The sequence below is a fragment of the Bacillus cereus group sp. BfR-BA-01430 genome (assembly GCF_022663115.1).
Lineage (GTDB): Bacteria > Bacillota > Bacilli > Bacillales > Bacillaceae_G > Bacillus_A > Bacillus_A cereus_BD.
Genome location: NZ_JAKUEW010000010.1, coordinates 26,320 through 52,382, shown reverse-complemented (window position 1 = coordinate 52,382; position 26,063 = coordinate 26,320). Strand labels below are relative to the sequence as shown.

Here is a 26,063-nt window from a genome sequence, read left to right as displayed (position 1 = left end):
GAAATGATTGACGTATTTTTGCGAATAGGTTATATTACTTCGTGTAAACGGTTACACAAGGTGGGGAGGAAAAGAATGAGTACGATTAAAGACGTTGCAAAATTAGCGGGAGTATCTGTTGCGACCGTTTCTAGAGTACTAAATAAAAATGGATACGTTCACGAAGATACATTAAAAAAGGTGGAACGAGCGATTGAACTGTTGGATTATAAACCTAGTACAGTGGCGCGTTCTTTGTATAATAAGAAATCTCGTTTAATTGGCTTAGTCGTTCCAAACATTGTGAATCCATTCTTTCCAGAAATTGCGCGTGCTGTAGAAGATGTAGCGCATAAGCAAGGATACACCGTTGTACTTTGTAATTCTGATGAAAGTTTAGAAAAAGAGAAACAATATATTGATGTACTCAGACAAAATAACGTAGATGGATTTATTGTCGCAACAAATCCTGAAAATAGCGTGAATTACATGAATATATCTGTACCAGTTGTGGCAATTGATCGCCTATTTAATGAGCGTATTCCCACAGTATATGCAGATAATTATGCGGGGATTCAAAAAGCAACAAAGTTACTGTTAGAGAAAGGGTGTAACCATATTGCTCATATACGTGGGCCGCGTGATGTAAGTACTGCAAATGAGCGCTTTGAAGGTTTTGTTGATATGATTACGGAATACGGTCTTTCTTATATGATTGCGGAAAGTACGTTTGACCCAGCAAATAGTGAGCGTGTTGCGAGGAAATTACTAGACGAATATCCGCATATTGATGGTATTGTAGCAGGAAATGATTTGATTGCAATTGGTGTCGTAAAGGCTGCTTTACAAAAGGGGATTGCTATTCCTAACGATTTACAAATTATTGGGTTTGATGGCATTTCTTTAGCGGAAATGATGTGTCCATCTATTACGACTGTTGCACAACCTATTTATGAGATGGGACGCATTGCGACCGAATTGTTATTAGAACAAATGGAAGGAAAACGGTTAGAAACAGAACATTACCGTTTGCCGATTGAAATTATCGAACGAAATACAACGAAATAAGGAGATGAAGTCGTTGCCAAATATAGCTGTAGTAGGGAGTATTTCAATGGATTTAGTAGCCGTTTCACAGAAAAGACCGAAAGCTGGAGAAACAGTAATCGGAGAGGCGTTTCATACAGTACCTGGAGGAAAAGGAGCAAATCAGGCTGTTGCCGCAGCTCGCTTAGGAGCCAATGTAGCTATGGTAGGTGCTGTAGGGAATGATGATTACGGCATGAGTGTACGAAAAAATTTAGAGAACGAGCGTGTTTTTATCGATTATGTGGTACCGGTTACAGATGAAACAACAGGCATTGCTCATATCGTTTTAGCAGAAGAAGATAATAGCATTGTTGTTGTGCAAGGTGCCAATCGCCTTGTGAATCAGCAAATTGTTGACCGTGCAAAAGATTTACTTGTAAAGGCAGATATGGTCGTTCTTCAGTTAGAAATTCCGCTTGAGACAGTAGAATATGTGCTTACTATTTGTGAGGAGCATAAGATCCCAGTCATGTTAAATCCAGCTCCAGCACAAGCATTATCGACAAGGATTTTGGAAAAGGCAACATATATTACACCGAATGAACACGAGTGTCGCATTGTACTAGATGATTTTGAATCACCGATTGAAGACTTACTTGCTAAATATCCAAATAAATTATTAATGACAGAAGGAAGTAAAGGAGTTCGATTCCATAATGGTACAGAAATTGTACAAGTGCCAAGTATTTCTGTAAAAGTAGTTGACACGACAGGGGCTGGTGATACATTTAACGGGGCATTAGCAGTTTCGCTTGCAGAAGGAGAAGTGCTTGAAAAAGCAATTCGTTTTGCAAATATAGCCGGTGGCCTTTCTGTAACAAAGCTCGGTGCACAAGGTGGTATGCCAACAAGAGAACAGGTGCGGGAAGTACAGGGGATTGTTAAATGAAAAAGCATGGCGTATTAAATAGTGAAATTGCTGCTATATTAGCGGCACTTGGTCATACAGATACGATTGTAATTGCGGACTGCGGATTACCAATTCCTGATAGCGTGAAGCGAATAGATTTAGCTGTAGAGCTTGGAAAGCCTTCTTTTCTGGATGTATTACAAGTTGTAATAGAGGATATGGCTATTGAAAAAGTAACAGTAGCGGAAGAGATTACTACAAATAATAGAGAAATCTATAAAGAAATTGAAACACGCTTAAAAGAAGCGAATTTTGAATATGTCTTGCATGAAGAGTTTAAAGAGAAAACAAAGCAGGCAAAGGCGATTATTCGTACAGGGGAAGCAACACCTTATGCGAACATTATTTTACATGCAGGTGTGATTTTTTAATAAAGGGATGTGATGAGAATGCGTATTGAAATGAAAAATATTTCAAAAGCGTTCAATGGGAACCCTGTTTTGAAGAATGCCCAATTTCGTATCGAAACAGGCGAAGTTCATGCACTGATGGGGGAAAATGGAGCGGGTAAGTCAACGCTCATGAAAATTTTAACAGGTGTATATAAGAAAGATAGTGGTCAAATCAAAATCGATGGACAAGAGAGAATATTTAAAAATGCAAAAGAAGCCGAGGAGTATGGAATTGCTTTTATTCATCAAGAATTAAACATCTTGCCTAATTTAACAGTTGCTGAAAATATGTTTCTTGGCAAAGAGCTAATGTATGGGAAAACAGGTGTTTTGCGCTCGCGCCAAATGAATGCTATAGCTCAGCAACAATTGGCTGATTTAGGGCTTTATGTAAAAGGAACTACAATGGCAGGAGAATTATCGGTTGGACAACAGCAAATTATTGAAATCGGTAAAGCATTAATAACAAATGCGAGTGTCATTATTATGGATGAACCTACAGCAGCTTTGACAGATCGTGAGATTGAAACGCTCTTTACAGTGATTCATAAACTGCGAAAAGAAGGTGTATCATTTGTTTATATTTCGCATCGCATGGAAGAAATATTTTCTATTTGTGATGCAATTACGATTTTGCGTGATGGAGAATATGTGGGCACAAGACAAATTCCTGAAACATCATTTGATGAAGTAGTTAGCATGATGGTAGGGCGTAGTATTGGTGAACGTTATCCAGAGCGTCATGCAAAGATTGGTGAAGTCATTTTTGAAATGCGGAATGGAACGAAAAAAGGTAAGTTTGAAAACATTTCTTTTCAAGTTAGGAAAGGTGAAATTCTTGGTGTCGCTGGACTAATGGGGGCTGGACGTACAGATATTATGAAAGCCATATTTGGATATGAGCCACTTGACTCAGGACAAATCTTTATCAATGGACAGGAAGTAAAGATTGCTAGTCCAATAGATGCGATTAGACAAAGAATTGCTTTTATTACAGAGGATAGAAAATCAGAAGGACTTGTATTAGATTTTTCCATTCGAGAAAATCTTGCATTACCTAATTTAGAAACTCTTTCAAAAAGCGGTGTCATGGACAAAGGATTGGAAGCGCAGTTTACAGAGGATATGATGAAACTTTTGAATGTGAAAGCAACAAATGGAGAACAAGCTGTGAAATCGCTATCTGGTGGAAATCAGCAAAAAGTTGTCATTGCAAAATGGCTTGGAATCCATCCGCAGCTGTTCATTTTAGATGAACCAACAAGGGGTGTAGATGTTGGTGCGAAAAAAGAGATTTATTCTATTATGAATAAGTTTACAAACCAAGGTGATGCAGTGATTATGGTTTCATCTGAATTACCTGAAGTATTAGGGATGAGTGATCGCGTTCTAGTCATTCATGAAGGAAAAGTAGGCGGTATTCTTGAGAAAGAGAAAGCAACGCAAGAATCCATTATGGCATTAGCTACAGGAGGAGAGTAAACGATGGCAAAAAAGGGGAATGTTCTGCAACAACTTGGATCTTTAATCGGCTTAGTACTCATTATTGTAGTGATTACGGCATTAAATCCAGCATTTATTGAAATTCCGAATTTATTTAATATTTTACGTCAAGTATCGATTAATGCACTCATTGCATTTGGAATGACCTTTGTTATTTTAACAGGGGGTATTGACTTATCAGTGGGTTCTATTTTAGCATTATCAAGTGCACTTGTTGCTGGAATGCTAGCAAGTGATATGGATCCGTTTTTGGCAATAGTAGTTGGATTATTAGCCGGTCTTGCGATGGGGATTGTAAACGGTATCATTATTGCGAAAGGAAAAGTGGCACCTTTTATTGCGACATTAGCAACAATGACAATTTTTCGTGGATTGACACTTGTTTATATGGACGGACGTCCAATCACTGGTCTTGGTGATCATGTCATGTTCCAAATGTTTGGTCGTGGTTATTTCCTTGGTATCCCAGTACCAGCTGTAACGATGATGATTGCTTTTGCAGTTCTATATTTTATTTTAAAGAAAACAACATTTGGCCGCCGTACACTTGCTATCGGTGGAAATGAAGAGGCAGCGATATTATCAGGCATTCATGTTACAAGAATCAAAGTCATGATTTATGGTCTATCTGGTGTTTTGGCAGCGCTTGCAGGTATTGTATTAACATCTCGTTTAGATTCTGCACAGCCAACTGCTGGTTCTTCTTATGAATTAGATGCAATTGCTGCAGTTGTATTAGGTGGAACAAGCCTTTCTGGAGGAAAAGGTTGGATTGTTGGTACGTTTATTGGGGCACTAATCATTGGAGTGCTAAATAACGGGCTAAATTTATTAGGCGTGTCATCTTTCTTCCAACAAGTTGTAAAAGGGCTTGTTATCCTACTTGCTGTATTAATTGATCGTCGAAAAGAAGCTTAATGGAGGGATAATTCATGAAAAAATGGTTACTTGTACTTGTTGCACTCATTATGGTCGTTACTACTGGTTGCTCGATGGAACCACCAGAATGGGCAAAGGATTCTAGCGATAAAGGGCGAAATAAGACTATTAAAGTTGGATTCTCTGTTTCTACCTTAAATAATCCATTTTTTGTTACATTGAAAAAAGGAGCAGAAAAGAAAGCGAAGGATATTGGCATAGAATTAATTTCAGTTGATGCACAAAATGATGCAGCTAAGCAAACGAACGATGTCGAAGACTTGGTTCAAAAAGGTGTTGATATAGTTGTTATTAACCCAACGGATTCAGATGCTGTTGCTTCAGCGGTAAGTGCAGCCAATGCAGCAAATATTCCTGTAATTACAGTGGACCGCGTTGCAAATTCAGGAAAAGTTGTCTCTCATATTGCTTCTGATAATGTGGCAGGAGGGAAATTAGCTGGAGATTATATTCGTGAACTCGTTGGTGAGGGAGCTGCTGTGGCTGAATTAGAAGGAATTCCGGGATCATCTGCCGCACGCGAGAGAGGGAAAGGATTTCATGAAGTGGCAGACACTGGATTGAAAGTAGCAGCTAAGCAAACTGCTGATTTTGACCGTGCGAAAGGATTATCTGTTATGGAAAATATTTTGCAGGCCAATAGTGATGTGAAAGCAGTATTCGCTCATAATGATGAGATGGCATTAGGTGCGCTAGAAGCGTTAAAATCTGCAGGCAAAATGGATGTAGCTGTCGTTGGATTTGATGCAACAGATGATGCCGTGAAAGCGGTTAAAGAAGGACGTATGGCAGCAACCGTCGCACAAAAGCCAGAATTAATCGGAGAAAAGGCGATGGAAACAGCAAAACAAGTAAATCAAGGTAAAAAAGTGGAGAAATTCATTCCGATTGGATTGGATCTTATTAAGAAAAAATAAAATATGAAAAATAAGGAAGGAAGAATTACAAATGAAATTCTTTATTGATACAGCAAATATTAATGAAATTAAAGAAGCAAATGAATTAGGTATATTAGCAGGTGTAACGACAAATCCATCACTTGTAGCAAAAGAAGGCGTAGATTTCCATGAACGTATTCGTGAAATTTGCGGTGTTGTTGAAGGACCTGTTAGCGCGGAAGTAATTAGCTTAGAAGCCGATAAAATGATTGAAGAAGGAAAAGAATTAGCAAAAATCGCACCAAACGTTGTTGTAAAAGTTCCGATGACAAAAGAAGGATTAAAAGCAGTAAAAGCATTCTCAGACTTAGGAATTCGTACAAACGTTACGCTAGTGTTCTCTGCCGTACAAGCATTACTTGCAGCACGCGCTGGTGCAACATATGTATCTCCATTTTTAGGTCGTCTAGATGATATTGGTCATAACGGTATGGATTTAATTCGTCAAGTAGCTGAGATTTTTGCAATTCACGACATTGAAACAGAAATTATTGCAGCATCTGTACGTCATAGTGTACATGTAACAGAAGCTGCTTTAAATGGCGCACATATCGCCACAATTCCAGCAAATGTAATCGGTGCATTAGTGAAACATCCATTAACAGATCAAGGGATTGAGAAGTTCTTAGCAGATTGGGAGAAAACACAAGAGAAATAAATATTATAAAAAGTCCTCGTAAAGTGCTTTTTAATACTTTACGGGGATTTTTATTGTATTTGAAATAGAATGAGAAAGAATTTTAGAAATCATATATTATATGATTATTTTATAGTATTGAACATATGGTAAATTAATGTTTACTTTTATCAAATGATGCAAGGAAAAGAAATATTTCCAAGGAAATTGTCGAGATATAGTTAGAAGTTAGCAGACTTTTACTGGAAATATAGAAAGAATGATTCATGATTTCATTGCTGGAACACAGGTAGTGAAAGTAGAGGGGAAATAAAAAGACAATGCTGGCATTTAGCCTAGCATTGTCTTTTTGACTTTTCCTCTTACATAAATCATTCCGGCAAATGTTAATAAAAATGCAGTTCCAATTATAAAGCTGACACTCGGTGATGCCCCGATTGCTCCGATGGTAAAAGAACCAGCGACTACTCCTAACGAAAAGAAAGCGTAAAATAATCCAAATGCTTTTCCTCGGTTGTTTTCGGTTGTATTTTCAACAAGCAGAGCATTAATCGATGGGAAAAGGATTGCGAATCCGACTCCATAAATCATCATGACGATGAAAATCATTCCTTTTGTTGTAAATAAGCCGAGCAGTGACAATGATAATGCCATGACGGTGATACCGATTAACATCATTTTTGAACGATTAAAGCGATCAAATATGCGATTGGTCGGCAATAAGAAGAAGAGGATGGCAGTAATCCCGAATATACTCATCATCATGCCTGTTGTAGATGATTTGAGTGCGAGTGCTTCCACTTTCATTGGCAGCATATATGTGACAATTCCTTGCGAGAACATCAGTGTAAATGCTCCGATATATGCTTGTAGTAATGGTTCGGACTTTACTAAAGCCATCATATCTTCTTTTGTCATCATTTGAGTGCGTGATGTATCTGTTCTTGTTATATGACTTGGCAATAAAAATAAGGATACAATTGTCCCGATCATCATGAGGATAGAAATAGTGATAAAGACCCATTGAATCCCTGCAGTTGCTTTCATAATACCGCTAAAGGCAGGTCCAACGATCGCTGCTGTTCCGACAGCCGCCCCAGATAATGCCATTGCTTTTCCTTGTTTTGTAGATTTTGTTTGTTTGGACAGGAAAGTAAAGGCAGCAGGGATTAAGAAGCCATCACTAAATCCATGCAGGAAACGAACGACAAGCAATTGTTCACCATTTTGAACAATGGTATATAGTAAAACTATGAAACTTGTAATCCCCATGCTCGTATAAAGTACTTTCTTTGCACCAAATTTATCAACAGATATGCCAGCAATAATGTTACCAATCATATTAGCAAATGAATACATACCTATGACAAGCCCAATTATAAGCGGAGTTCCTCCAAGACTTTGTGCGTAAGTACTCATAATCGGTAATTGTGAAAATGTATCTAAAAACGCGATGATAACAATAAAATAGATAAAATATTTCAAGCGATGTTCACCTCTCCTATGCTATTATGGCATAATGCGAATTTTAACTGCAATGAAATGTGGAAAAAAGTATAAAGTGACAAAATAATGTACAGTAGTTGTTAAAAATTTGTGAAATGTACATTGTTTTTAGGGACATATGGATATCGATACTATAATCAATTCGTAAACTTCACCACATTAAGTATACATAGAGAAGGATGCAGAAAATGAAAACTTTACTTTGGCACAATCAGCGTGATGTATGAGTAGAAGAAGTTCCAGAACCAACTGTACGAACAGGAACAGTGAAAATTCTTGTTTCACCTAATATAATATATAAGTTCAACAAGAAAGGTAGCTTTTTCTAGCAGTAGAGGGAGGCTACTTTTTGAGGTTCGGGGCCCCTTTTTTTACAATCTTTTATTCATTTCTTTGCAGTAGATTCATAATTTCCGATTACAATGTAAGGGTATTTAAGTTGTGTCTAGAGATATTGGAAAGCGAAAGAAGAGATGGAATGAAATGTTTTTTTGTTCTCTTTTTAATTCTTCATGTAATGCTAATGTGAAGTGAAAATTTGCTAAAACTAGAATGGTAAAAAATATTGACTGGAACAAAACATGACACTCTACGGTCTCTTTATAGAGCTTTTGGTAATTATTTTTATCTAATGTCATACATGAATTTTACTTAAAAGTTAATTGTACAGTTAATTATTTTAATTTTCAATAAAATTGATTATGAAAATTTACATATTTTAATTTAATGATAGTATTTCCATAAAAGGTGAGATATTCTAGTCATAGGTTAACCGGATAAAATCATAGGATCCCAACGATATGTTTTTTTATTACTTAATGATAAATGGAGGATTTGTTATATGAAAAAGAAAGTACTTGCTTTAGCAGCGGCAATTACATTAGTAGCACCGATGCAAACGGTAGCATTTGCGCATGAAAATGACGGGGCATATAGAGTTGGAAAACTTCAGGGCTGGTCTGCTGAAGCTCGACATCAAGAGGGAGTAAATTCTCATTTATGGATTGTCAATCGTGCAATAGATATCATGTCTCGCAACACAACAATTGTAAAACAAGAGCAATTGGCATTATTAAATGAATGGCGTACAGATTTAGAGAATGGTATTTATTCTGCTGATTATGAAAATCCTTATTATGATAATAGTACATTTACTTCTCATTTCTATGATCCAGATAGCGGGAAAACGTATATCTCATTTGCTAAGCAAGCAAAAGAAACTGGTGCAAAATATTTCAAACTTGCTGGCGAATCTTATCAAAATAAAGATATGAAACAAGCATTCTTCTATTTAGGTTTATCTCTTCATTATTTAGGAGATGTGAATCAACCAATGCATGCAGCAAATTTTACGAATCTTTCTTATCCACAAGGCTTTCATTCTAAATATGAAAATTTTGTAGATACAATAAAAGATAACTATAAGGTAACAGATGGAAATGGATATTGGAACTGGAAAGGAAGCAATCCAGAAGATTGGATTCATGCAGCGGCAGTAGTAGCAAAACAAGATTTCCCTGGCATTGTAAATGATAATACAAAAGAGTGGTTTGTGAAAGCAACTATATCACAGGAGTATGCAGACAAATGGCGTGCTGAGGTTACACCGATGACAGGGAAGCGTTTAATGGATGCACAACGTGTTACAGCTGGATATATTCAACTTTGGTTTGACACATATGTAAACCGTTAAGAGTAATTTGAGAAGGCCAAATATGTTGTATTTGGTCTTTTCGAATATAATAAATGGAGGTAGTGAATGATGAAAAGTAAGTTGTTAAAAGGTATTCTTAGCTTTGGAATTGGTTTGACAGCCTTATATAGTTCTTCTGCACAGGCTGAAACATCTAGTGATAGCGATACATTCAAAATAATGACACATAATGTATATATGCTATCAACAAATTTGTATCCAAATTGGGGACAAAAGGAGCGAGCAGACTTAATTGGAGAAGCGAATTATATAAAAAATCAAGATGTTGTTATATTAAATGAAGTATTTGATAATAAAGCTTCAGACAGTCTATTGCAAAATCTAAAGAAAGAGTATCCAAACCAAACAGCGGTATTAGGTCGCGTTAATGGAGATATGTGGGATCAAACGTTAGGTAATTATTCTTCTGTAGCCCCTGAAGATGGAGGAGTTGCAATCGTAAGTAAGTGGCCAATTGTGGAAAAGGTACAATATGTATTTCAGAAAGGATGCGGGCCAGACAATCTATCTAATAAAGGATTTGTCTACACAAAAATTAAGAAAGATGATCGTTTTATTCACGTAATTGGAACGCACCTACAAGCAGAGGATAATCAGTGTGGAAACATTTCACCATCATCGGTGCGCACAAACCAATTAAAAGAAATTCAAGAGTTTATTCAAAAGAAAAATATTCCAAGTGACGAGTATGTAGTCATTGGTGGAGATATGAATGTAAATAAAATAAACAGTAATCATACGTCAGAATATGAATCTATGTTTAAAACATTACATGCAAGTGTACCATCGTATACAGGACATACTGCAACTTGGGATGCAACAACAAATAGTATTGCAAAATACAACTTCCCAGAGGCACCAGCGGAATATTTAGACTACATCGTTACAAGTAAAGATCATGCGACTCCAACATATTTAGAGAATAAAGTATTACAGCCAAAATCTCCTGAATGGTCTGTCACTTCATGGTTTAAAACATATACATATAATGATTATTCAGATCATTATCCAGTAGAGGCAACAATCATTATGAAATAAGTGAAAAAAGTTTCTTCTTTGTGGAAGAAACTTTTTTATTTGGTTTGGTGACAGGAAAATAGAAGTTTCTCTCCAATATGTATAAGACAAATAGAGAAGGGGAGCGAACGATGTGGAAAGAGAGATATTCCAGAAGGTTGCCTTACCATGTGCGTTTCTTGATGAAAGTGCGTTAGAGAGAAATATTGAATCAGTTATTCAATTGAGTGGTGGAAAGAAGATTCGTATTGCAAGTAAATCATTACGTTCTGTTTCTGTCATGAAACGAATATTAGCTTCAGATCATTGTTTTCAAGGGATTATGTGTTTTTCACCTAGGGAAGTATTGTACTTAGTTCAGCAAGGATTCGATGATTTATTGTTAGGATACCCGGTGTATGATGAGCCTTCTTTAACGGAGATTAGTGTAATAACAAAACAAGGATTGGTCATTACATGTATGGTAGATTGCAAGGAACATGTTGTTTATTTAGAGAAAATCGCGGAAAAATCAGGTGGTTGTTTTCGAGTTTGTATTGATATTGATATGAGTAGTCATTTTTATCAGTTTCATTTTGGAGTAAGAAGGTCTCCGGTGAGAAGTGTATCAGAAGCGTTACGAATTGTGAAGCAAGTTATGCAATCTCCTTATTTACAAATGGATGGAGTAATGGGATATGAGGCACAGATTGCTGGTGTTGGAGATCGTGTACCAAAGCAGTGGTTTAAGAATAAAGTGATTTCTTATTTAAAAAGAAAGTCGGCAGTAGAGGTAACAAAAAGAAGACAAAGTATTATAAACGGGATACAAGCACAAGGAATTCAATTGCGGTTTGTAAATGGTGGAGGTACAGGAAGTATAAAAACAACGAGACAAGATCGATCTGTTACGGAAATTACAGTAGGTTCGGCATTTTATGCTCCAAAGCTGTTTGACTATTATAAGGAGATAAGTTTTGAACCAGCTGTTGGTTTTGCGTTACCTATTGTTAGGAAAGCACTTCCTCATATTTATACTTGCTTAGGAGGAGGATACATTGCTTCAGGATCGATGGGAAGAGATAAACAGCCAGAAGTTTGGAGGCCGAAAGGAGCTAAACTACTGTCCCTAGAAGGAGCAGGTGAGGTGCAAACGCCTGTTTTCTATAAAGGAAATGAGCAAATAGAGGTTGGGGATGTTATATTGTTTCGACATAGTAAAGCAGGAGAATTATGTGAGCGTTTTCGTTCCTTGTATCGGATTAAAGAAGGAGAGATTATAGGGGAATATACAACATATCGGGGGGATAGCCAATGCTTTCTATAAAAGAGCAGAAATGGAGAAATTGGACTGGTAATGTGGAAGGAATTCCACAATATACGATGTATCCAAAGAGTGTCCAAGATGTTGTTGAAGTAATTCATATTGCCAAAAAGAAAGAGAAAAAGATTCGTATCGTTGGCTCTGGTCACTCATTTACACCTCTTGTACAAACAGAAGACATTTTAGTTTCTTTAGATGAACTAAAAGGAATTGTAGACGTAGACACGCAAGCGATGGCGGTAGAAGTCTGGGCAGGAACAAAACTATATGATTTAGGACAGTTACTTCAACAGACAGGTTATGCACAAGAGAATTTAGGGGATATAGATTCGCAATCTATTGCTGGGGCTATTAGTACGGGAACACATGGAACGGGTATTACATTTGGGAGTCTATCAACCCAGGTGCTCGAAATTACAGCTGTTCTTCATTCGGGAGAGATTATTGTTTGTTCTGAAAAGGAGAATTCTGATTATTGGAAAGCCTTTCAACTATCACTTGGATTGCTCGGTATTATTGTGAAAATAAAATTGAAAGTTATTCCTGCATATTCACTCGTCTATGAAAGTAGAAAAGAGCCTTTTTCTCTCGTTATGGAAAAGTTAGAAGAATATAAACAAAATCGTCATTTTGAATTTTTTGTTTTTCCGTATTCCAATCATGTTCAAGTAAAGTTTGCGAATGAAACAGAAAGAGAAGCAGGAGATTTAAAATGGCATAAGTTAAAAATTGAATTGCTAGAGAATAAAGTGTTTTCGTTATTATCTAATGGATGCAGACGATTTCCTTCTATAAGTAAAAGAGTAAGTCAACTGTCAGCAAAAGCAGTACCAAACATGAAAATAATTGGACAGAGTTTCCGAGTTTTTGCAACATCTCGAAATGTCCCTTTTTATGAAATGGAGTATAGTATTCCTGCTCAATATATGCGAAATGTAGTAAAGGAGATTTATGAGCTTATTCAAGAAAAAGAGTATCAAGTACATTTTCCTATCGAATGTCGCTATGTAAAAGGAGATGATATATGGTTAAGTCCAGCTTATGAGAGGGACTCAGCTTATATTGCTGTTCATATGTATAAAGGTATGAAATATGCAGATTACTTTGGTGCAGTAGAACAAATCTTTCAAAAGTATGAAGGGCGTCCACATTGGGGGAAAATGCATACAATGACATATGAACAATTACGAGCTATGTATCCGAAGCTGCATTCATTTTTACAGGTGAGACAGTTATTAGATGAAACAGGGCTTTTTTTAAATCCATATATAGAAAAAATATTCTCTATTAAGAAAACAAGGTGATACATGTTTTTATCATTTCAGGCTTAATCCTATTAGGAATCATCACTCGCTCTTACTGTGAATATGAGGAAGTTAGAACACTCCTATCAATTTCAGGTGATAAGCAAATAGAAGCCCCCCACTTCTAAGCGAGCTGTAGGTGGGGGAGTTTACTTCATGTGTATAACATTAGACTTTGAAGAAAGAATACAGTGTTGAAACTGTTGTTTCCATGTTGCTAAGCCTGTTTTCTTTTTATGAGAAATCCATTCGTGATAATCTTCTTGTGTTTTCCACAATATACGAATCATATACTCATTTCCATAATCTGTACGTTGTATATGATTGAACTCGATGTTAATAAATCCATGAGTACTAGAGAGTGGATAATAGTTTTGAAGTGATTGAATCACTTCGGTTTCATAGCCAAATTTAATATGAATCAGTTTCGTAATAATAAACATAGGCACACCTCTTTATATACATGATAAAAAATTATATAAATGAATAACGATATAAATATTATACTATTCTGAAAATTAAAAGTAAACAAAAGGAAAAAGCATATAAGGGGATAGAAGGGATTTAATTTAGAATAGAACAAGGCTATTCTATTAAATAGAACAGCCTTTTAAATAAGGGATAATCATGGTGAAAAAATTCTTCTATCTATAAAAAGAGAATAGTAAGGACACCGACGATTACACAGTAAAATGAGAAATATTTTAAGTTTCCTTTAGCCATAATGTTCATAAACCATTTTAAAGAAATATATGTCATGATAAATGTTGCAATGAATGCTACAAGATAAGGAATAAATAATGTATTTAAATTAGGATCTTTTGCAATATCTGTAATACTTAGTAATAATCCGCCTAAACTAACCGGAATATATAGTAAGAATGAAAAACGTAAAGCTGTTTCTTGTTTCATGCCAAGTAACATTGCTGCAACAATTGTAGCACCCGAGCGGCTAATACCAGGAACTAACGCACAAGCTTGAGCCAGCCCAACAATAATCGCATCTTTCATTGCAAGGTCTCCATCATTTTTACGTCCACGTAAATTGCGAATAATCCAAAGACCAATGGCTGTAATAATGAGTGAAATTCCAACCATTTTGACCCCTTTTAGGTAATATTCAATATGATCTTTAAATAACACACCAATTACGCCTGCAGGAATTGTGGCAATGATGAGGTAAATAATAAAGAAAAAATCTGATTTTGCCTCTGCTTGTTTTGTGAATAAATAAGAGAAACCATTTTTCGTTAGTCTGATTAGATCATTTCTATAAATGAGTAATACTGCTAATAATGAAGCAGCATTAACAAGCAGCTCAAAACTAAACCCTTCTATTTTTAAACCCAATAAGTGCTGGGCTAGTACAAGATGCCCACTTGAAGAGATTGGGATCGGTTCCGTTAACCCTTGAAATAAACCAAGGAATAAATACTTTAAAATATAATACAATTGTTCCATAACATCCTCCTTATAACGAATAGTTGATATAGACAGCTTTTCTTATTATAGCAAAATAGTGCCAGTAGATTGAAAGAAAAATAAAATTCATTCTTGAATAATAATACAAAGCTCCTACCTTTTGGTAGGAGCTTTGTATTATTATTTTGTTGTTGCAATTTCTTGTATGCTTTTTGATAATTGTGTATCAACTTTTTGGGCATCATCGATATGCTTCATAATCGTCGTATTTAATTTTTCAAACATTTGTTTTGTAGTAGCGAATTCATGTAAAACCTCGTCATTGCAAAGCTTTTGATTTTCAATAGCTTGAATAACATTTGTAGCACCTGTTTGCAATGTTTGGATCATTGTTAAAATAGTTTCAATTCTAGCGTTTGTATCTGCGCTCATTTCGACGCCTTCATCGACTAAATGAAGATTATCTTTCGTATTTTCATATGCTTTCTCAATTTCTTCTTGAATTTTTTTCGTTAAGTTCCCTATGTTTTTTGTGCTTTCAGCTGTACTTTCCGCTAATTTACGTACTTCATTTGCAACGACTGCAAACCCTTTTCCATGTTCACCAGCACGAGCAGCTTCAATGCTTGCGTTTAATGCTAATAAATTTGTTTGAGCAGCGATATTTTGAATCACTTCAACAATTTGTTCAATTTCTTTAGAGCGCTCACTTAAATGATTCATACTATCAGAAGTTCGTTGCGATTGTTCACCTAATTTGTTAATTACAATTAACAAACGATGAACAGATTCTTTTCCTTCGTTAGAACATACGACAATCTTTTCAATAGATTGAATGAGGTCTTGTTCTTTTTGTAACATTTCACTGTTTAATTCATTTGAATTTGTTGTACTTGTAGAAACGTTCTTGAAACTTGCATTTAATTGTTGAATTAAGCCTTGGAGTGTATGATGTTGGCTATTCACATGCTCATGTTCTTTAACAACATTTTGTAAACGCTTATGAATAGAAGAAATGATTTCTTGTTGTTCGATTTCCTTTTGTTGTAATTGAGTTTCTAATTCATGTATGCGATTCTCTAATTGGCTAATTTTCGTTTGCAATGATTTTGTTTGAGTAAACATAGTATTCGCTCCAACCGCCTTTGATTTTTATTTTCTCTATATTTGGATTTTAGCATTTTTAACGCGTTATAAGTATAGTTAATTGTTAAAAATTTAAGAATGTATTACATTATTTTGTAATCCGCGCTCTTTTGTCATGAAAAATAAAATGCATTTAATGAGTTTGTAAACAAACTGTAAAATAAATCATGTATAACTGTATGAGAAGGGAGTCGGATTATGAACTATTTTAAGCGAATCAGTAGCCTTGTATTAGCAGGAATTATTGGCCTTTCTAGTACAGTCGCTGTAAAAGCTGAGTCAAACGACGAGAAATTAAACAACATGCAACAGCAATTGCAGCAGAATAATGATGATATTCAGAAAAAAGAACAAGAGAAGCAAGCTGTTACGAAAGAAATTCAAAGCATTGAGAATGAACTACATACTTTAAATAATACAATTACAAAAAACAAAGAGGATCAAGCTGCTATTCAGCGTAAAATTGATGAAACGCATAAGCAGATTGAACAAAAAAAGAAAGAAATTATCGTTTTAGAAGATAAGGTGCTTGCTCGCAAAGATATTATGAAAAAGCGTATGATTTCTGTACAAAACAGTTCTAATACAAGTTTAGTAGTGGAAGTTGTTGTAGAATCAAAAAACTTTGCTGATTTCTTACAACGTATGACTGCTGTGTCTACAATTTTAGATGCAGATAAAGAAATTTTACGATTACAAGAACAAGATCTTCGTCAAATTGAAGAAGATAAAAAGACAATTGATGAAAAAGAAGCGTCTTTAACTGTAGATAAACAAAAGCTAGCGCAAGCGCAAGCCGAACTACAAGAAAACTTGAAAAAGCGTCAAGAAAATTTACAAAGTGTACAAGAAAAATATAATCAAATCGCAAATCAAATCAATTTAGCTGAACAAGAAAAAGCGAAAATTGAAGCAAATATGAAAACTGTGCAAGAAACGATTGCTCGTGAACAAGAAGCAGCTCGATTAGCAGCAGAAGAGCGAGCGAAAGCAGAGGAAGCTGCCAAGGCTGAACGAGAAGCTTTAGAGAAGGCGAAAGCAGAAATAGCTGCTAAACAAAAACAGGAACAAGTTGCACCTGTAGTAAACAACAATACTTCAAAACCAGAACTGAAACCAACTCCAAAACCTGCTTCAAATGGGAGAGAGATTTATGTAGAAGCTACAGCTTATACAGCAGATCCTTTAGAAAATGGTTATAAGGCAGGAGAGCATGTTAAGTCAGCAATGGGACATGATTTAACTGGAAATCCAAACTTAAAACTAATTGCAGTAGACCCAAGAGTCATTCCATTAGGATCTACTGTGAAGGTTGAGGGGTATGGAATTGCAATTGCTGGAGATACTGGTGGAGCTATTAAAGGACATCGAATTGATGTACTAATGCCAAATAAAGCAGCATCTAGTGCTTGGGGCAGAAGAACTGTTAAAGTTACAATTTTAAATTAAAATCAAATCCAACTTTACATTATGTGAAGTTGGATTTTTTTGTAAATAAATGTTAAGTTGAGTTTACATTTTGTAAAGTATAGCATACAATAATGGTAAGGGGTGGTAAAGTTGACCATTTATAATAGAGTAAAGGAGCTAAGAGCTCGTTTTAACTTTACACAAAGTACATTGGCTGAAAAAGTCGGTGTGACAAGACAAACAATTGCAGCAATTGAAAAAGGAGATTATGTTCCTTCATTATTATTAGCGTTAATGATTTGTGATGTGTTTCATCTAAAGATGGAGGATGTTTTTGTTTTAAATAAGGAGGGAGAAGTAGATGAATAAAATCGCTGTTTCGTATATTGTGAATCTATTGTATAGCATAGTATCGTGTTGGGCGTTGGTTGAGTTTTATTATTTTTTTGCAGAGTTTTCGAATATTATAAAATATGACAAATTTTCATTTGAAATATCAATGAACGTCATGCCATTTGTACTATTATTAACTGGAGCTCTTATAGCGTTTGTTTTCTATAAGAGGAAAAAGAAAAAAGTGAAGTCTCTTTCCGTCTGGGTGTATCCGTTATTATTTCCACAGGAAGATGAACGGGAAGAGGGAATGACAGCGAAAGCATGCCGTACTACATTTCTTTCTTTATGGTGTGTATTACCTTTTGCACTTGCATTACTAGTATTCACTCCTTTAGTGAGCCTATATGTTCCTGCATATCCATTGTATATTGTGTATTTTATCTATTTCATTCAAATGACAGTGTTTCACATTTCACTTTATCGAAATAATTTTGCTTAAAGGCGTGTGTATAGCACGTCTTTTATTTTTTACAAAAAATTAATTTATAAAGAGGTAAGGGTTTACAAATGTTTCTTATGATAGAAATTAGATTGAACATGGGGAAGTGAGAAAATGAAAAAAGCATTGTTGTATAGCGGAATCATTGGCATTGCAAGTGTATTATGTGCAGGGAATTATGTGAATGCAGAGTCGGTAGAAAAGGAAATATTTGTAAATGAAATAGAGGAGTTGCCGAAAGGAAGTATATCAAACCCGGCATATCGCGGGAAAGTGGAACAGATGGTGAGGGCTCATAATCAGTGGGGGATGAGGAAACTCCCACTGATTAAAGTTTCACTTTATCATATTCATAAATAAATTCTTATTCCTTTTCACCTCATACTTGTACATATAGTCATCTTATCTTATCATCTTATATAGAAGTAAGACTTTGTAGTGGAAAGGAATTATATATGAATAAGGGGAAAGTATATAGTATATTAGCAATTCTGTTGTTTGTTGTAGGTGGAGTATTAATAGGTAAGCCATTTTATGATGAATATATGGCAGGGAAAAAACAAGAAACGAATGCTCAAGTTGTTCAGAAAATGGAATATCAAAAACAAGAAACAAAATTTGTAGATGCTTCTCAAATTAAGCAGCCCGATTTAGCAGAGGTAGCGAATGCGTCGTTAGATAAAAAACAAGTAATTGGGCGAATTAAGATTCCGAGTATTTCATTGGAACTTCCCGTCTTAAATAGTTCAACTGAGAAAAATTTGTTATCAGGTGCAACAACCGTGAAGGATAAGCAAGAAATGGGAAAAGGAAATTATGCATTAGCTGGGCATAATATGTCTAAAAAGGGTGTTTTGTTTAGCGATGTAGCAACTTTGAAAAAAGGCGATAAAATTTATTTATATGATAATGATAATGAGTATGAGTATGCTGTAACAGGTGTATCAGAAGTAACTCCTGATAAGTGGGAAGTTGTGGAGGATCATGGGAAAGAAGAAATAACACTTATTACTTGTGTATCTATTGCAGATAATTCGAAACGTTATGTTGTTTCAGGTGATTTTGTGCAAATGAAGCAAAAGAAATAAAGAAGGTTTACTCGCTTGAGAGTGAACCTTCTTTATTTTTGCCAATATTAGAAAATAATAGAATAAACATATTATGATTACAATATATTAGTATTTTTGTATAATAAAGGTGTATTTTGAGTTTTGGAGGAACAAGAATGAAGAAACAAGTGCGAAAATTATTTTTAACAGCGAGTGTAGCATTATTAGTAGCACCCGCATCTGTTTATGCACATCCAGGAAGAACGGATGCTAACGGTGGACATACGTGCCGGACAAATTGTGAGAAATGGGGATTGCAATACGGAGAATATCATTATCATAACAAACCGGCTTCGAATAATACTACAAATTCTACGACATCTAGTCAAAATAATGGTGCAGCAGAAGCTAAAGCACAACAAAAAGCTGAGGAACAAAGAAAAGCGGAGGAAGAGAGACAGCGTAAAGAGGAAGCGCAACGACAAGCGGAGGAAGAGAGACAACGTAAAGAGGAAGCACAACGACAAGCCGAGATAGAAAAGGGTCAAGCAGATGGTCAGAAGAATGGAGAAACAGATTTTCAAGCAGGAAAGAACAATGTAGAAGTACATATAGCTGGAAAATCAGAAGCTTATAAGCAAGCTTTTACACATGCGTATTCTTCAGCGTGGTTATTAGCAGAGCAGAGAAAAGGGTATTTTGAAAAAGGAAAAGAACAAGGATTAGCGCAAGAGACAATGGATAATAGCCAAGTAGCTCCAGAATTTAAAGCAAACTTTGCAGAAGGATTTCAAATAGGAAATAAAGAGCGAACAGAAAAGATTAAAAAGGAACAGGAAGAGATAGGTAAAAAAGATGGGGAAACATTAGCTGAAAAGAATCCTAGAAATAATGAAAAAGAAGAGTATGTAAAAGCATATGAAGCAGCTTATGAAAAATCATATAAAAATACGAAAAAACGAATAGAGAAAGAGGGATATACATATGCATTTGAAAACTATGATTTAAAAGTCCCTTCGAAGTATAAACAAAATGATTTGCAGAAGAAATGGTTTACAGAAGGATTCCATTCGAATAAAAAAGCCAAAAAAATTCGTGAAGAAGGATATAAAAAAGGAGATAGCTGGCTTTCATTTTTCTATAAAAGATTTGTTCCAAGTGAATACAAAGAGCATAAAGAGTTATATAAGCAAGCAATTGAAAAAGGTGAGAGTGCATAAAAAGGTGAGGGAAAGTCCCTCATCTTTTTTATTCCATCCATTTTACTAATTTTTTAGATAGTAACCATAAAACACAACCTAGCACAATTGCGACAGCTCCTATCATGATAAATACTAGAAGTTGTGAAGCTTGCAAGCTGTCCACTTACAATATTAGCAATCCCTGAACTGGCAAGCCAACACACCTATCAGTAAAGAAGCAAGTTTGATTGGAGCTAAGGTGCTTACCATTGATAATCCAACAGGTGATAAGAATAGTTCACCTAATGTATGGAAAAGATACGTAAAAACAATAAAGAGTAAGTGTGCTTTTTCCGCCACATTAGATTCATCGCTACTTGTTTTTAATGTCAAGATTACAAGAACCATATAACCGATTCCAAGCAAAATCATACTAACACCCATTTTTGTTGAGATTTTTAAATCACCGTGTTTTGTAGTTGCAACCTTTGCCCATAGTGCGGAAATAGCTGGAGCAAGTAAAATAATAAATAAAGGATTGACCGATTGAAACCAAGATGTTGGAATTTCCCATCCAAATACGGAGCAATCAATAAATTTATCCCGCTATTTTAGGGCAGTAAGACTCCCACCTCAAGATTCAGAAAGAAGCAAGGAAGATAGGTGGGAGGAGGGCTGCCCGTAACAGCCCGGTTGGTGAGGGCTCATAATCAGTGGGGGATGAAGAAAACCCCCACTGATTAAAGTTCCATTTTATTTGTATATAGTGTCAAGGAGCTTCCTGCTTGTTCAAATCCTGCCCAGAACAAGACAACGAAGCAAGTTAAAATAATGATTACCGCTATATGTTGTTTTTTCTCAAGTTGTATCGCTGATTCCATATAAGGTTCCTCTGAAACAAACCAAAATTAAATATTTTTCTTTATTAAGTATTAAAAGTCGATAAAGTTTGATTTTTTTGAAGAAATCGGAAAACATAACAAGTGTAGAATGAGAAATTCTTTTGTGATAGACTATGGACTATGTTTGCTTTATATGGAATTTAGAAGGAGAAAATGAGAGTGTTACAGAAAAAAGAGATTTTACTTATTAGCTTAATGCTATTCTCCATGTTCTTTGGTGCTGGAAATCTTATATTCCCTCCCTTTTTAGGATATGAGGCAGGAGAGTATGTGTGGATTTCATTGATAGGTTTTATCATATCAGCGACAGGACTTCCGATATTAGGTGTTGTGGCAGTTGCGAAGGCAGGAAGTTTTCAAGCATTAGGAGAACGGGTGCATCGTTCATTTGCTATTGTTTTTCCTTGTTTAGTGTATGTATTTATCGGTCCAGGACTTGGAATACCACGAGCAGGGAGTTTAGCGTTTGAAATGGGATTCGGATCATTCTTTCCGGAGCCTGGAAAATTAGTCTTGTTAGTTTACACGGTCGTTTTCTTTAGTATTGTGTATTGGCTTAGCTTATCGCCATCAAGACTAATGGACCTATTTGGGAAAGTGTTGACGCCTTTATTATTATGTATGATTGCTCTTATTTTTATAAAAAGCATGATTACGCCTGTAGGAGCTTTGGAAGCGCCGCTTGGAAATTATGGACAAGCACCTATGTTTCAAGGATTTTTAGATGGCTATTTAACAATGGATGCATTGGCTGCCTTAATCTTTGGTATTGTAGTTGCGAATGCTGTACAGGAAAAGGGGATAAAATCCGATAAAAGCTTAGCGAAATATATGAGTATAGCGGGCGTTGGTGCCGGGCTTTTATTGTCTATTATTTATATCATCCTTGGATATGTCGGTTCAATTAGTGGTTCATTAGGACAGTTTGATAATGGTGCGAAAGTACTAGCAGGAGTGATGACTCTGTTATTTGGACAAAGTGGTGTTGTTCTGCTAGGAATTATCTTTACGATTGCATGCCTCTGTGTTTCCGTAGGTCTTGTGACATCGTGTAGTCAATTTTTTACAAGTGTATTCCCAAAAATACCTTATAAAGTTTGGGGATTTATACTAAGCTTTATAAGCATGTTTCTGGCTAATTTGGGATTGACAGAGATTTTAAAGGTATCGGTTCCAATCCTTGGATTCATATATCCAGTTGCTTTAATGCTAATCATATTAGGACTGTTTCATAAAAAGATTAGCCGATATGCATATATATATCCTATAACAATCGGGAGCGTAGCGCTATTTAGCGCAATAGATATTGTAAATCGAAATGTATTCATGGATAGATGGACACCGCTACTTAAACATATTCCTTTTTATACAGAAGGAGTCGGTTGGCTAGTTCCGGCTACTGTAAGTGCGTGTCTTGGAATTGTTATAAGTGTTTTAGTTAACAAAAAGGATTAAAAAGGTGCTTTCCATAACGGAAAACACCTTTTTATTTAGTTTGCATGAATTGTAACAGGCTCGCTATATTTAGCTATAGAATTTTGACGTAGGCGCAATGTTGCTTGACCAATTGTATTCGGTGAAATTTGTACATTTACTACTTTCTCAGCTGAACCTTGGCTATTTGTCGTGAAGGAAAAGGCATTACTATATCCATAAGTAGATGGCCATGTTCCGTTTGAGTTTTGTACTTTTGCAACTTGTGTACCGTCAGCTATGAAAATTCCTAGCGAATAATTGTTGTACGTTGTGTTAGGTAATAAATTATTGACTTGAATTTTTATTTGAAACACTTCATTATTTGGTAGAACGCTAGGATGAGTAACTACATAATTATGAACGGGTGTCGCTATTGAACCTTTATATCCGTATGAACCAGGTTTAAAAGTATCCGTATTGAACCATTGATAACCTTGAGTTGGAGCGCTCCAAGGTTCTGGTTGTGGTTCAGTTGATAAGCTTGGTTGCTCGAATGTTTGTAAAGATGTTGGTTCATCTAATTGTAATCCACTTATTTGGTCTAAGCTTGTGTATGTCTCTTGATGGGATAACCAATTTACGATATTTTCTAACAAAATTGCATCGTTTTGTTCTTTATAGCCATCATACGTTTTCTTCGGTTGTCCCGTATCTTCACGAACATATTTTGGCGTTGCATCTTCGACTGGGGATGAGTCACCGATAAAGGCTGCTTTCCCGAGCCCTACTTTAGCGATTGCAACATATGGACCTTCCGCAATACCACCGCCATTATAAACACCACTATCCACTGCATGATTCCATTTTGGTGGATTCTCTGGAAGATATACAATTCCTTTTGCTAATTTAGGATTTGTAATAGCAAGTGTAGAGCCCGCATGCATAGCTACAGATGAAACACCTGCTGTAATACCAAATGATTGATTAGGGGATACGATATTTGTAGCAGTAATATCTCCTAATGCATTGTAGCGAAAGCGAATACCAAAGTTTTGTGATAACCAATCAGAACTTTCTACTCCTTGCATTGCTAAGGAAGTTTCTTCTTCAGTGGACATTCCTTTTGCAGCATTTTCCCATGCACCTCGTCTATACCCATTAAAAACTTCCGAAGAATCCCAACGATTTTTATTGCGGTCTGCATTATAATGATCCGCTATAAAGAAAATACTTCCACCATTTTTAACATATTGTAGCATAGCGTCTTGCTCTGACTTTTTGTAAGGAATATTTGCTTCAGGAACGATAAATACATTGTAATCTTTTAGAGTTTCATATGTAATCGGGTTCGATTGGCGAAGTTCTTTTACAAAATATCCATTATTAGCAATACCATTTCCAAAATCAGAAAAACCACCATCGATAACCCAATCAGCTGTTCCGGCCGTTTGACCGTGAGTGTTATCAAATAATACTTTTTTTCCGTTATTTTGATTGATAACCTTTGCTGTAATTTCAGGTGCAGGATCTGTGGAGCTTTCAGCAAAAGCAGATGGAAGATAAGCGCTTCCAGTAGTGAGTGTAATCGTTGCTGCTAGTGATAATATAAGCCGTTTTTTGTTCTTCATAGAAGAATCCCCCTAATAAAAAAATAAATTGCTTTAATAATGTAATAGATTTTTTTGCAAAAAGAAAGATGAAAAATAAAAAATATATGAAAAAGACGTAAAAATAGCACAAATTTTGTTGAAAAAGTATAACGTGAAACTTTAATCAGCGGGGGTTTTCTTCATCCCCTACTGATTATGAGCCCTCACCAATCGGGCTGTTACGGGCAGCCCTACTCCCACCTATCTTCCTTGCTTCTCTCTGAGTCTTGAGGTGGGAGTCTTACTACCCTAAAATAGCGGGATAAAAATATCCCCTCTAATGAAGAGGGGATCAATACTTAACTAATTTTTGAGCTTGGTACATCGTCTATTTTATGGAATCCTTTTATATAATACACAATTGCGAGTGCAATTAACCAAATGGGACCAACAATTAATGCGACCCTTGTATCTTCTGAATATGCCATGATGCCTAATACAAGGATAAGAAAAGCGAGTGAAAAATAAGAACTGAGTGGATATAAAGGCATTTTGTATGTTAATTTTTGTTTTGTTTGCACGGTTAATCCTTTACGGAAACGAATTTGTGCAATAAGTATAATCCCCCATGTCCAAATTGCTCCAAATGTTGAGATACTTGTAAGCCATGTAAATACTTTAGCAGGAACAAGGTAATTTAAAATAACACCAACGAGAAGAACGAAAGCAGTTGCTAAAATACCGTTCCTTGGAATCCCATTTTTATTTAGGTGTCCAAATCTTTTCGGAGCTTTTTTCTGCTCTGCTAACGTAAATAACATACGGCCTGTACTAAATAATCCGCCATTACAAGAAGAAAGTGCAGCTGTTAAAACAACAAAATTAATAATCCCAGCTGCTTTTGCTATTCCAATTTGTTGGAATGTTAATACAAATGGACTTCCTTTGTCTCCTAATTCATTCCATGGATAAATTGCCATCATAACAAACAAAGCACCGACGTAAAAGAGCAATATCCGCCAAAATACATTATCAATTGCTTTAGCAAGTGTTTTCTTCGGATTCTGTGCTTCACCTGCTGTAACACCAATTAGTTCTACCCCTAAATAAGCGAATAAAACCATTTGTAAGGAAAGGAGTAAGCCAGAGAAACCATTTGGAAACCATCCGCCATGTGACCAAAGATTTGAAATACCAGTAGCAATCCCATCATTTCCAAAGCCAAATAGAATAATACCAACCCCGACAACAATCATACAGATTATTGTGACAATTTTGATTAAAGCAAACCAAAATTCAAGTTCTCCAAATACTTTTACAGATAGAAAGTTGAAAGCGCTCATTAATAAGAGAGCAAGTAGCGCCCAAATCCAGCGCGGGATATCTGGGAACCAATACTGCATATATATTCCGGCTGCTGTAATTTCGGCCATACATGTAACGACCCATAAAAACCAGTAATTCCAACCCGTTATATAGCCAGCAAGTGGTCCTAAATAATCATATGCATATTTACTAAAAGAACCAGCGACAGGTTGTTCAATTGCCATTTCTCCAAGGGCACGCATAATGAAAAAGATTACGAGCCCAGCAATCATATAGGCTAGTAAAATAGAAGGGCCAGCTAGTTTAATAGCAGAAGCCGATCCTAAAAATAATCCAACTCCAATCGCAGATCCGAGTGACATTAAAGTAATGTGCCGCTGTTTTAAACCGCGATTTAAATGACTCGATTTGTTTGAGTGTTGCATAAGAAGCCTCCTTGTAGGATGAAAAATACATTTTATATGTTTGACTATTTTAAATTATAAAACATTTTATTCTGTTGTGCTACAAGAATGGTTAATTATATCTGTACTATATATTGATTTATTCTCTAACA

The 26,063-nt window shown here is 35.7% G+C and carries 24 protein-coding genes and 2 pseudogenes; 18 read left to right on the top strand and 8 right to left on the bottom strand.

What is annotated here, in order from left to right; all coding sequences use genetic code 11:
- Window positions 1-75: 75 nt before the first annotated feature.
- The 7 genes from MR058_RS16295 to fsa are packed head-to-tail and all read left to right on the top strand — an operon-like array spanning window position 76 to window position 6,408.
- On the top strand, window positions 76-1,047 hold the full coding sequence (locus tag MR058_RS16295; RefSeq protein ID WP_011983664.1) for a LacI family DNA-binding transcriptional regulator: 972 nt from the start codon (window positions 76-78) through the stop codon (window positions 1,045-1,047).
- A gap of 13 nt (window positions 1,048-1,060) precedes the next feature.
- Complete coding sequence (rbsK, locus tag MR058_RS16290) at window positions 1,061-1,957, top strand: ribokinase (protein WP_048723239.1); 897 nt, start codon at window positions 1,061-1,063, stop codon at window positions 1,955-1,957.
- A complete protein-coding gene (gene rbsD / locus MR058_RS16285) occupies window positions 1,954-2,349 on the top strand; it encodes a D-ribose pyranase (protein WP_011983666.1) in 396 nt (131 codons plus the stop codon). The genes rbsK and rbsD overlap by 4 nt, the downstream gene beginning before the upstream one ends.
- Before the next feature lie 18 nt (window positions 2,350-2,367).
- Window positions 2,368-3,852, top strand: coding sequence for a sugar ABC transporter ATP-binding protein (locus MR058_RS16280; RefSeq protein WP_041809444.1), 1,485 nt, complete (start codon window positions 2,368-2,370; stop codon window positions 3,850-3,852).
- A gap of 3 nt (window positions 3,853-3,855) precedes the next feature.
- A complete protein-coding gene (locus MR058_RS16275) occupies window positions 3,856-4,791 on the top strand; it encodes an ABC transporter permease subunit (protein ID WP_011983668.1) in 936 nt (311 codons plus the stop codon).
- A 14-nt stretch (window positions 4,792-4,805) separates the two neighbouring features.
- Window positions 4,806-5,729, top strand: a complete 924-nt coding sequence (gene rbsB / locus MR058_RS16270) for a ribose ABC transporter substrate-binding protein RbsB (protein WP_011983669.1) — start codon at window positions 4,806-4,808, stop codon at window positions 5,727-5,729.
- A 31-nt stretch (window positions 5,730-5,760) separates the two neighbouring features.
- Window positions 5,761-6,408 carry a fructose-6-phosphate aldolase gene (gene fsa / locus MR058_RS16265; protein WP_011983670.1) on the top strand — a complete coding sequence of 216 codons (648 nt, stop codon included), beginning with the start codon at window positions 5,761-5,763 and terminating at the stop codon, window positions 6,406-6,408.
- A gap of 309 nt (window positions 6,409-6,717) precedes the next feature.
- Here the strand turns inward: fsa and MR058_RS16260 are convergent, their stop codons facing one another.
- Window positions 6,718-7,872 (bottom strand): MFS transporter, encoded by a 1,155-nt coding sequence (locus MR058_RS16260; RefSeq protein ID WP_048723236.1) that lies wholly within the window; start codon window positions 7,870-7,872, stop codon window positions 6,718-6,720.
- Window positions 7,873-8,734: 862 nt separating this feature from the next.
- On the opposite strand from MR058_RS16260, the gene cerA reads away from it, so the two are divergent.
- The 4 genes from cerA to MR058_RS16240 all read left to right on the top strand — a co-directional run bounded on the left by cerA (window position 8,735) and on the right by MR058_RS16240 (window position 13,231).
- Window positions 8,735-9,586: a phospholipase CerA gene (gene cerA / locus MR058_RS16255; RefSeq protein ID WP_011983672.1), complete on the top strand. Its 852-nt coding sequence runs from the start codon at window positions 8,735-8,737 to the stop codon at window positions 9,584-9,586.
- A 69-nt stretch (window positions 9,587-9,655) separates the two neighbouring features.
- On the top strand, window positions 9,656-10,645 hold the full coding sequence (sph, locus tag MR058_RS16250) for a sphingomyelin phosphodiesterase (RefSeq protein WP_041810223.1): 990 nt from the start codon (window positions 9,656-9,658) through the stop codon (window positions 10,643-10,645).
- Window positions 10,646-10,757: 112 nt separating this feature from the next.
- On the top strand, window positions 10,758-11,930 hold the full coding sequence (locus MR058_RS16245) for an amino acid deaminase/aldolase (protein ID WP_048723234.1): 1,173 nt from the start codon (window positions 10,758-10,760) through the stop codon (window positions 11,928-11,930).
- Complete coding sequence (locus MR058_RS16240) at window positions 11,918-13,231, top strand: D-arabinono-1,4-lactone oxidase (protein ID WP_011983675.1); 1,314 nt, start codon at window positions 11,918-11,920, stop codon at window positions 13,229-13,231. The genes MR058_RS16245 and MR058_RS16240 overlap by 13 nt, the downstream gene beginning before the upstream one ends.
- A 149-nt stretch (window positions 13,232-13,380) precedes the next feature.
- On the opposite strand, the gene MR058_RS16235 is transcribed toward MR058_RS16240, so the two are convergent.
- The 3 genes and pseudogenes from MR058_RS16235 to MR058_RS23710 all read right to left on the bottom strand — a co-directional run.
- Complete coding sequence (locus MR058_RS16235) at window positions 13,381-13,674, bottom strand: antibiotic biosynthesis monooxygenase family protein (protein WP_011983676.1); 294 nt, start codon at window positions 13,672-13,674, stop codon at window positions 13,381-13,383.
- 205 nt (window positions 13,675-13,879) lie between these two features.
- Window positions 13,880-14,692 (bottom strand): undecaprenyl-diphosphate phosphatase, encoded by an 813-nt coding sequence (locus MR058_RS16230; RefSeq protein WP_011983677.1) that lies wholly within the window; start codon window positions 14,690-14,692, stop codon window positions 13,880-13,882.
- Window positions 14,693-14,833: 141 nt separating this feature from the next.
- Window positions 14,834-15,337 (bottom strand): annotated as a pseudogene (locus tag MR058_RS23710) (methyl-accepting chemotaxis protein); the annotation flags it as partial.
- 660 nt (window positions 15,338-15,997) lie between these two features.
- Here MR058_RS23710 and MR058_RS16220 point away from each other — a divergent pair.
- From MR058_RS16220 to MR058_RS16195, 6 genes are all read left to right on the top strand, one after another.
- A complete protein-coding gene (locus MR058_RS16220) occupies window positions 15,998-17,248 on the top strand; it encodes a 3D domain-containing protein (RefSeq protein ID WP_048723231.1) in 1,251 nt (416 codons plus the stop codon).
- A 111-nt stretch (window positions 17,249-17,359) separates the two neighbouring features.
- Window positions 17,360-17,578 (top strand): helix-turn-helix transcriptional regulator, encoded by a 219-nt coding sequence (locus MR058_RS16215; protein ID WP_011983680.1) that lies wholly within the window; start codon window positions 17,360-17,362, stop codon window positions 17,576-17,578.
- The gene (locus tag MR058_RS16210) at window positions 17,571-18,044 is read left to right on the top strand and encodes a hypothetical protein (RefSeq protein ID WP_048723229.1); all 474 of its coding nucleotides are present in this window, start codon (window positions 17,571-17,573) and stop codon (window positions 18,042-18,044) included. Before MR058_RS16215 ends, MR058_RS16210 begins: the two co-directional genes overlap by 8 nt.
- A gap of 114 nt (window positions 18,045-18,158) precedes the next feature.
- A complete protein-coding gene (locus tag MR058_RS16205; RefSeq protein WP_048723227.1) occupies window positions 18,159-18,404 on the top strand; it encodes a hypothetical protein in 246 nt (81 codons plus the stop codon).
- Between the two features lie 95 nt (window positions 18,405-18,499).
- Window positions 18,500-19,132 (top strand): class A sortase, encoded by a 633-nt coding sequence (locus MR058_RS16200; protein WP_011983683.1) that lies wholly within the window; start codon window positions 18,500-18,502, stop codon window positions 19,130-19,132.
- 137 nt (window positions 19,133-19,269) lie between these two features.
- Window positions 19,270-20,313, top strand: a complete 1,044-nt coding sequence (locus MR058_RS16195; protein ID WP_048723225.1) for a YHYH domain-containing protein — start codon at window positions 19,270-19,272, stop codon at window positions 20,311-20,313.
- 28 nt (window positions 20,314-20,341) lie between these two features.
- Here MR058_RS16195 and MR058_RS16190 read toward each other — a convergent pair.
- Window positions 20,342-20,874, bottom strand: a pseudogene (locus MR058_RS16190) (POT-type proton-dependent oligopeptide transporter); the annotation flags it as partial.
- A 140-nt stretch (window positions 20,875-21,014) separates the two neighbouring features.
- Window positions 21,015-21,155 carry a peptide symporter family protein gene (locus MR058_RS16185; protein WP_011983685.1) on the bottom strand — a complete coding sequence of 47 codons (141 nt, stop codon included), beginning with the start codon at window positions 21,153-21,155 and terminating at the stop codon, window positions 21,015-21,017.
- 174 nt (window positions 21,156-21,329) lie between these two features.
- On the opposite strand from MR058_RS16185, the gene brnQ1 reads away from it, so the two are divergent.
- Entirely contained in the window at window positions 21,330-22,631 is a 1,302-nt protein-coding gene (brnQ1, locus tag MR058_RS16180; RefSeq protein ID WP_048723223.1) for a branched-chain amino acid transport system II carrier protein BrnQ1, read from the top strand.
- 35 nt (window positions 22,632-22,666) lie between these two features.
- Here brnQ1 and MR058_RS16175 read toward each other — a convergent pair whose 3' ends face one another.
- Window positions 22,667-24,220: a DNA-binding protein gene (locus MR058_RS16175; protein ID WP_048723222.1), complete on the bottom strand. Its 1,554-nt coding sequence runs from the start codon at window positions 24,218-24,220 to the stop codon at window positions 22,667-22,669.
- A gap of 320 nt (window positions 24,221-24,540) precedes the next feature.
- The gene (locus MR058_RS16170; RefSeq protein ID WP_011983688.1) at window positions 24,541-25,932 is read right to left on the bottom strand and encodes an amino acid permease; all 1,392 of its coding nucleotides are present in this window, start codon (window positions 25,930-25,932) and stop codon (window positions 24,541-24,543) included.
- Between the last annotated feature and the right edge of the window lie 131 nt (window positions 25,933-26,063).

Excerpts from the sequence above, each read along its gene's own strand:
- MR058_RS16185 (WP_011983685.1), bottom strand. The coding sequence starts at position 21,155 with ATGGAATCAGCGATACAACTTGAGAAAAAACAACATATAGCGGTAATC.
- MR058_RS16210 (WP_048723229.1), top strand. The coding sequence starts at position 17,571 with ATGAATAAAATCGCTGTTTCGTATATTGTGAATCTATTGTATAGCATA.
- MR058_RS16200 (WP_011983683.1), top strand. The coding sequence starts at position 18,500 with ATGAATAAGGGGAAAGTATATAGTATATTAGCAATTCTGTTGTTTGTT.
- MR058_RS16170 (WP_011983688.1), bottom strand. The coding sequence starts at position 25,932 with ATGCAACACTCAAACAAATCGAGTCATTTAAATCGCGGTTTAAAACAG.
- brnQ1 (WP_048723223.1), top strand. The coding sequence starts at position 21,330 with ATGAGAGTGTTACAGAAAAAAGAGATTTTACTTATTAGCTTAATGCTA.
- MR058_RS16295 (WP_011983664.1), top strand. The coding sequence starts at position 76 with ATGAGTACGATTAAAGACGTTGCAAAATTAGCGGGAGTATCTGTTGCG.
- MR058_RS16235 (WP_011983676.1), bottom strand. The coding sequence starts at position 13,674 with ATGTTTATTATTACGAAACTGATTCATATTAAATTTGGCTATGAAACC.
- MR058_RS16205 (WP_048723227.1), top strand. The coding sequence starts at position 18,159 with ATGAAAAAAGCATTGTTGTATAGCGGAATCATTGGCATTGCAAGTGTA.
- MR058_RS16195 (WP_048723225.1), top strand. The coding sequence starts at position 19,270 with ATGAAGAAACAAGTGCGAAAATTATTTTTAACAGCGAGTGTAGCATTA.
- MR058_RS16280 (WP_041809444.1), top strand. The coding sequence starts at position 2,368 with ATGCGTATTGAAATGAAAAATATTTCAAAAGCGTTCAATGGGAACCCT.
- rbsB (WP_011983669.1), top strand. The coding sequence starts at position 4,806 with ATGAAAAAATGGTTACTTGTACTTGTTGCACTCATTATGGTCGTTACT.
- MR058_RS16230 (WP_011983677.1), bottom strand. The coding sequence starts at position 14,692 with ATGGAACAATTGTATTATATTTTAAAGTATTTATTCCTTGGTTTATTT.
- rbsD (WP_011983666.1), top strand. The coding sequence starts at position 1,954 with ATGAAAAAGCATGGCGTATTAAATAGTGAAATTGCTGCTATATTAGCG.
- fsa (WP_011983670.1), top strand. The coding sequence starts at position 5,761 with ATGAAATTCTTTATTGATACAGCAAATATTAATGAAATTAAAGAAGCA.
- sph (WP_041810223.1), top strand. The coding sequence starts at position 9,656 with ATGAAAAGTAAGTTGTTAAAAGGTATTCTTAGCTTTGGAATTGGTTTG.
- cerA (WP_011983672.1), top strand. The coding sequence starts at position 8,735 with ATGAAAAAGAAAGTACTTGCTTTAGCAGCGGCAATTACATTAGTAGCA.
- MR058_RS16175 (WP_048723222.1), bottom strand. The coding sequence starts at position 24,220 with ATGAAGAACAAAAAACGGCTTATATTATCACTAGCAGCAACGATTACA.
- MR058_RS16240 (WP_011983675.1), top strand. The coding sequence starts at position 11,918 with ATGCTTTCTATAAAAGAGCAGAAATGGAGAAATTGGACTGGTAATGTG.
- MR058_RS16275 (WP_011983668.1), top strand. The coding sequence starts at position 3,856 with ATGGCAAAAAAGGGGAATGTTCTGCAACAACTTGGATCTTTAATCGGC.
- MR058_RS16220 (WP_048723231.1), top strand. The coding sequence starts at position 15,998 with ATGAACTATTTTAAGCGAATCAGTAGCCTTGTATTAGCAGGAATTATT.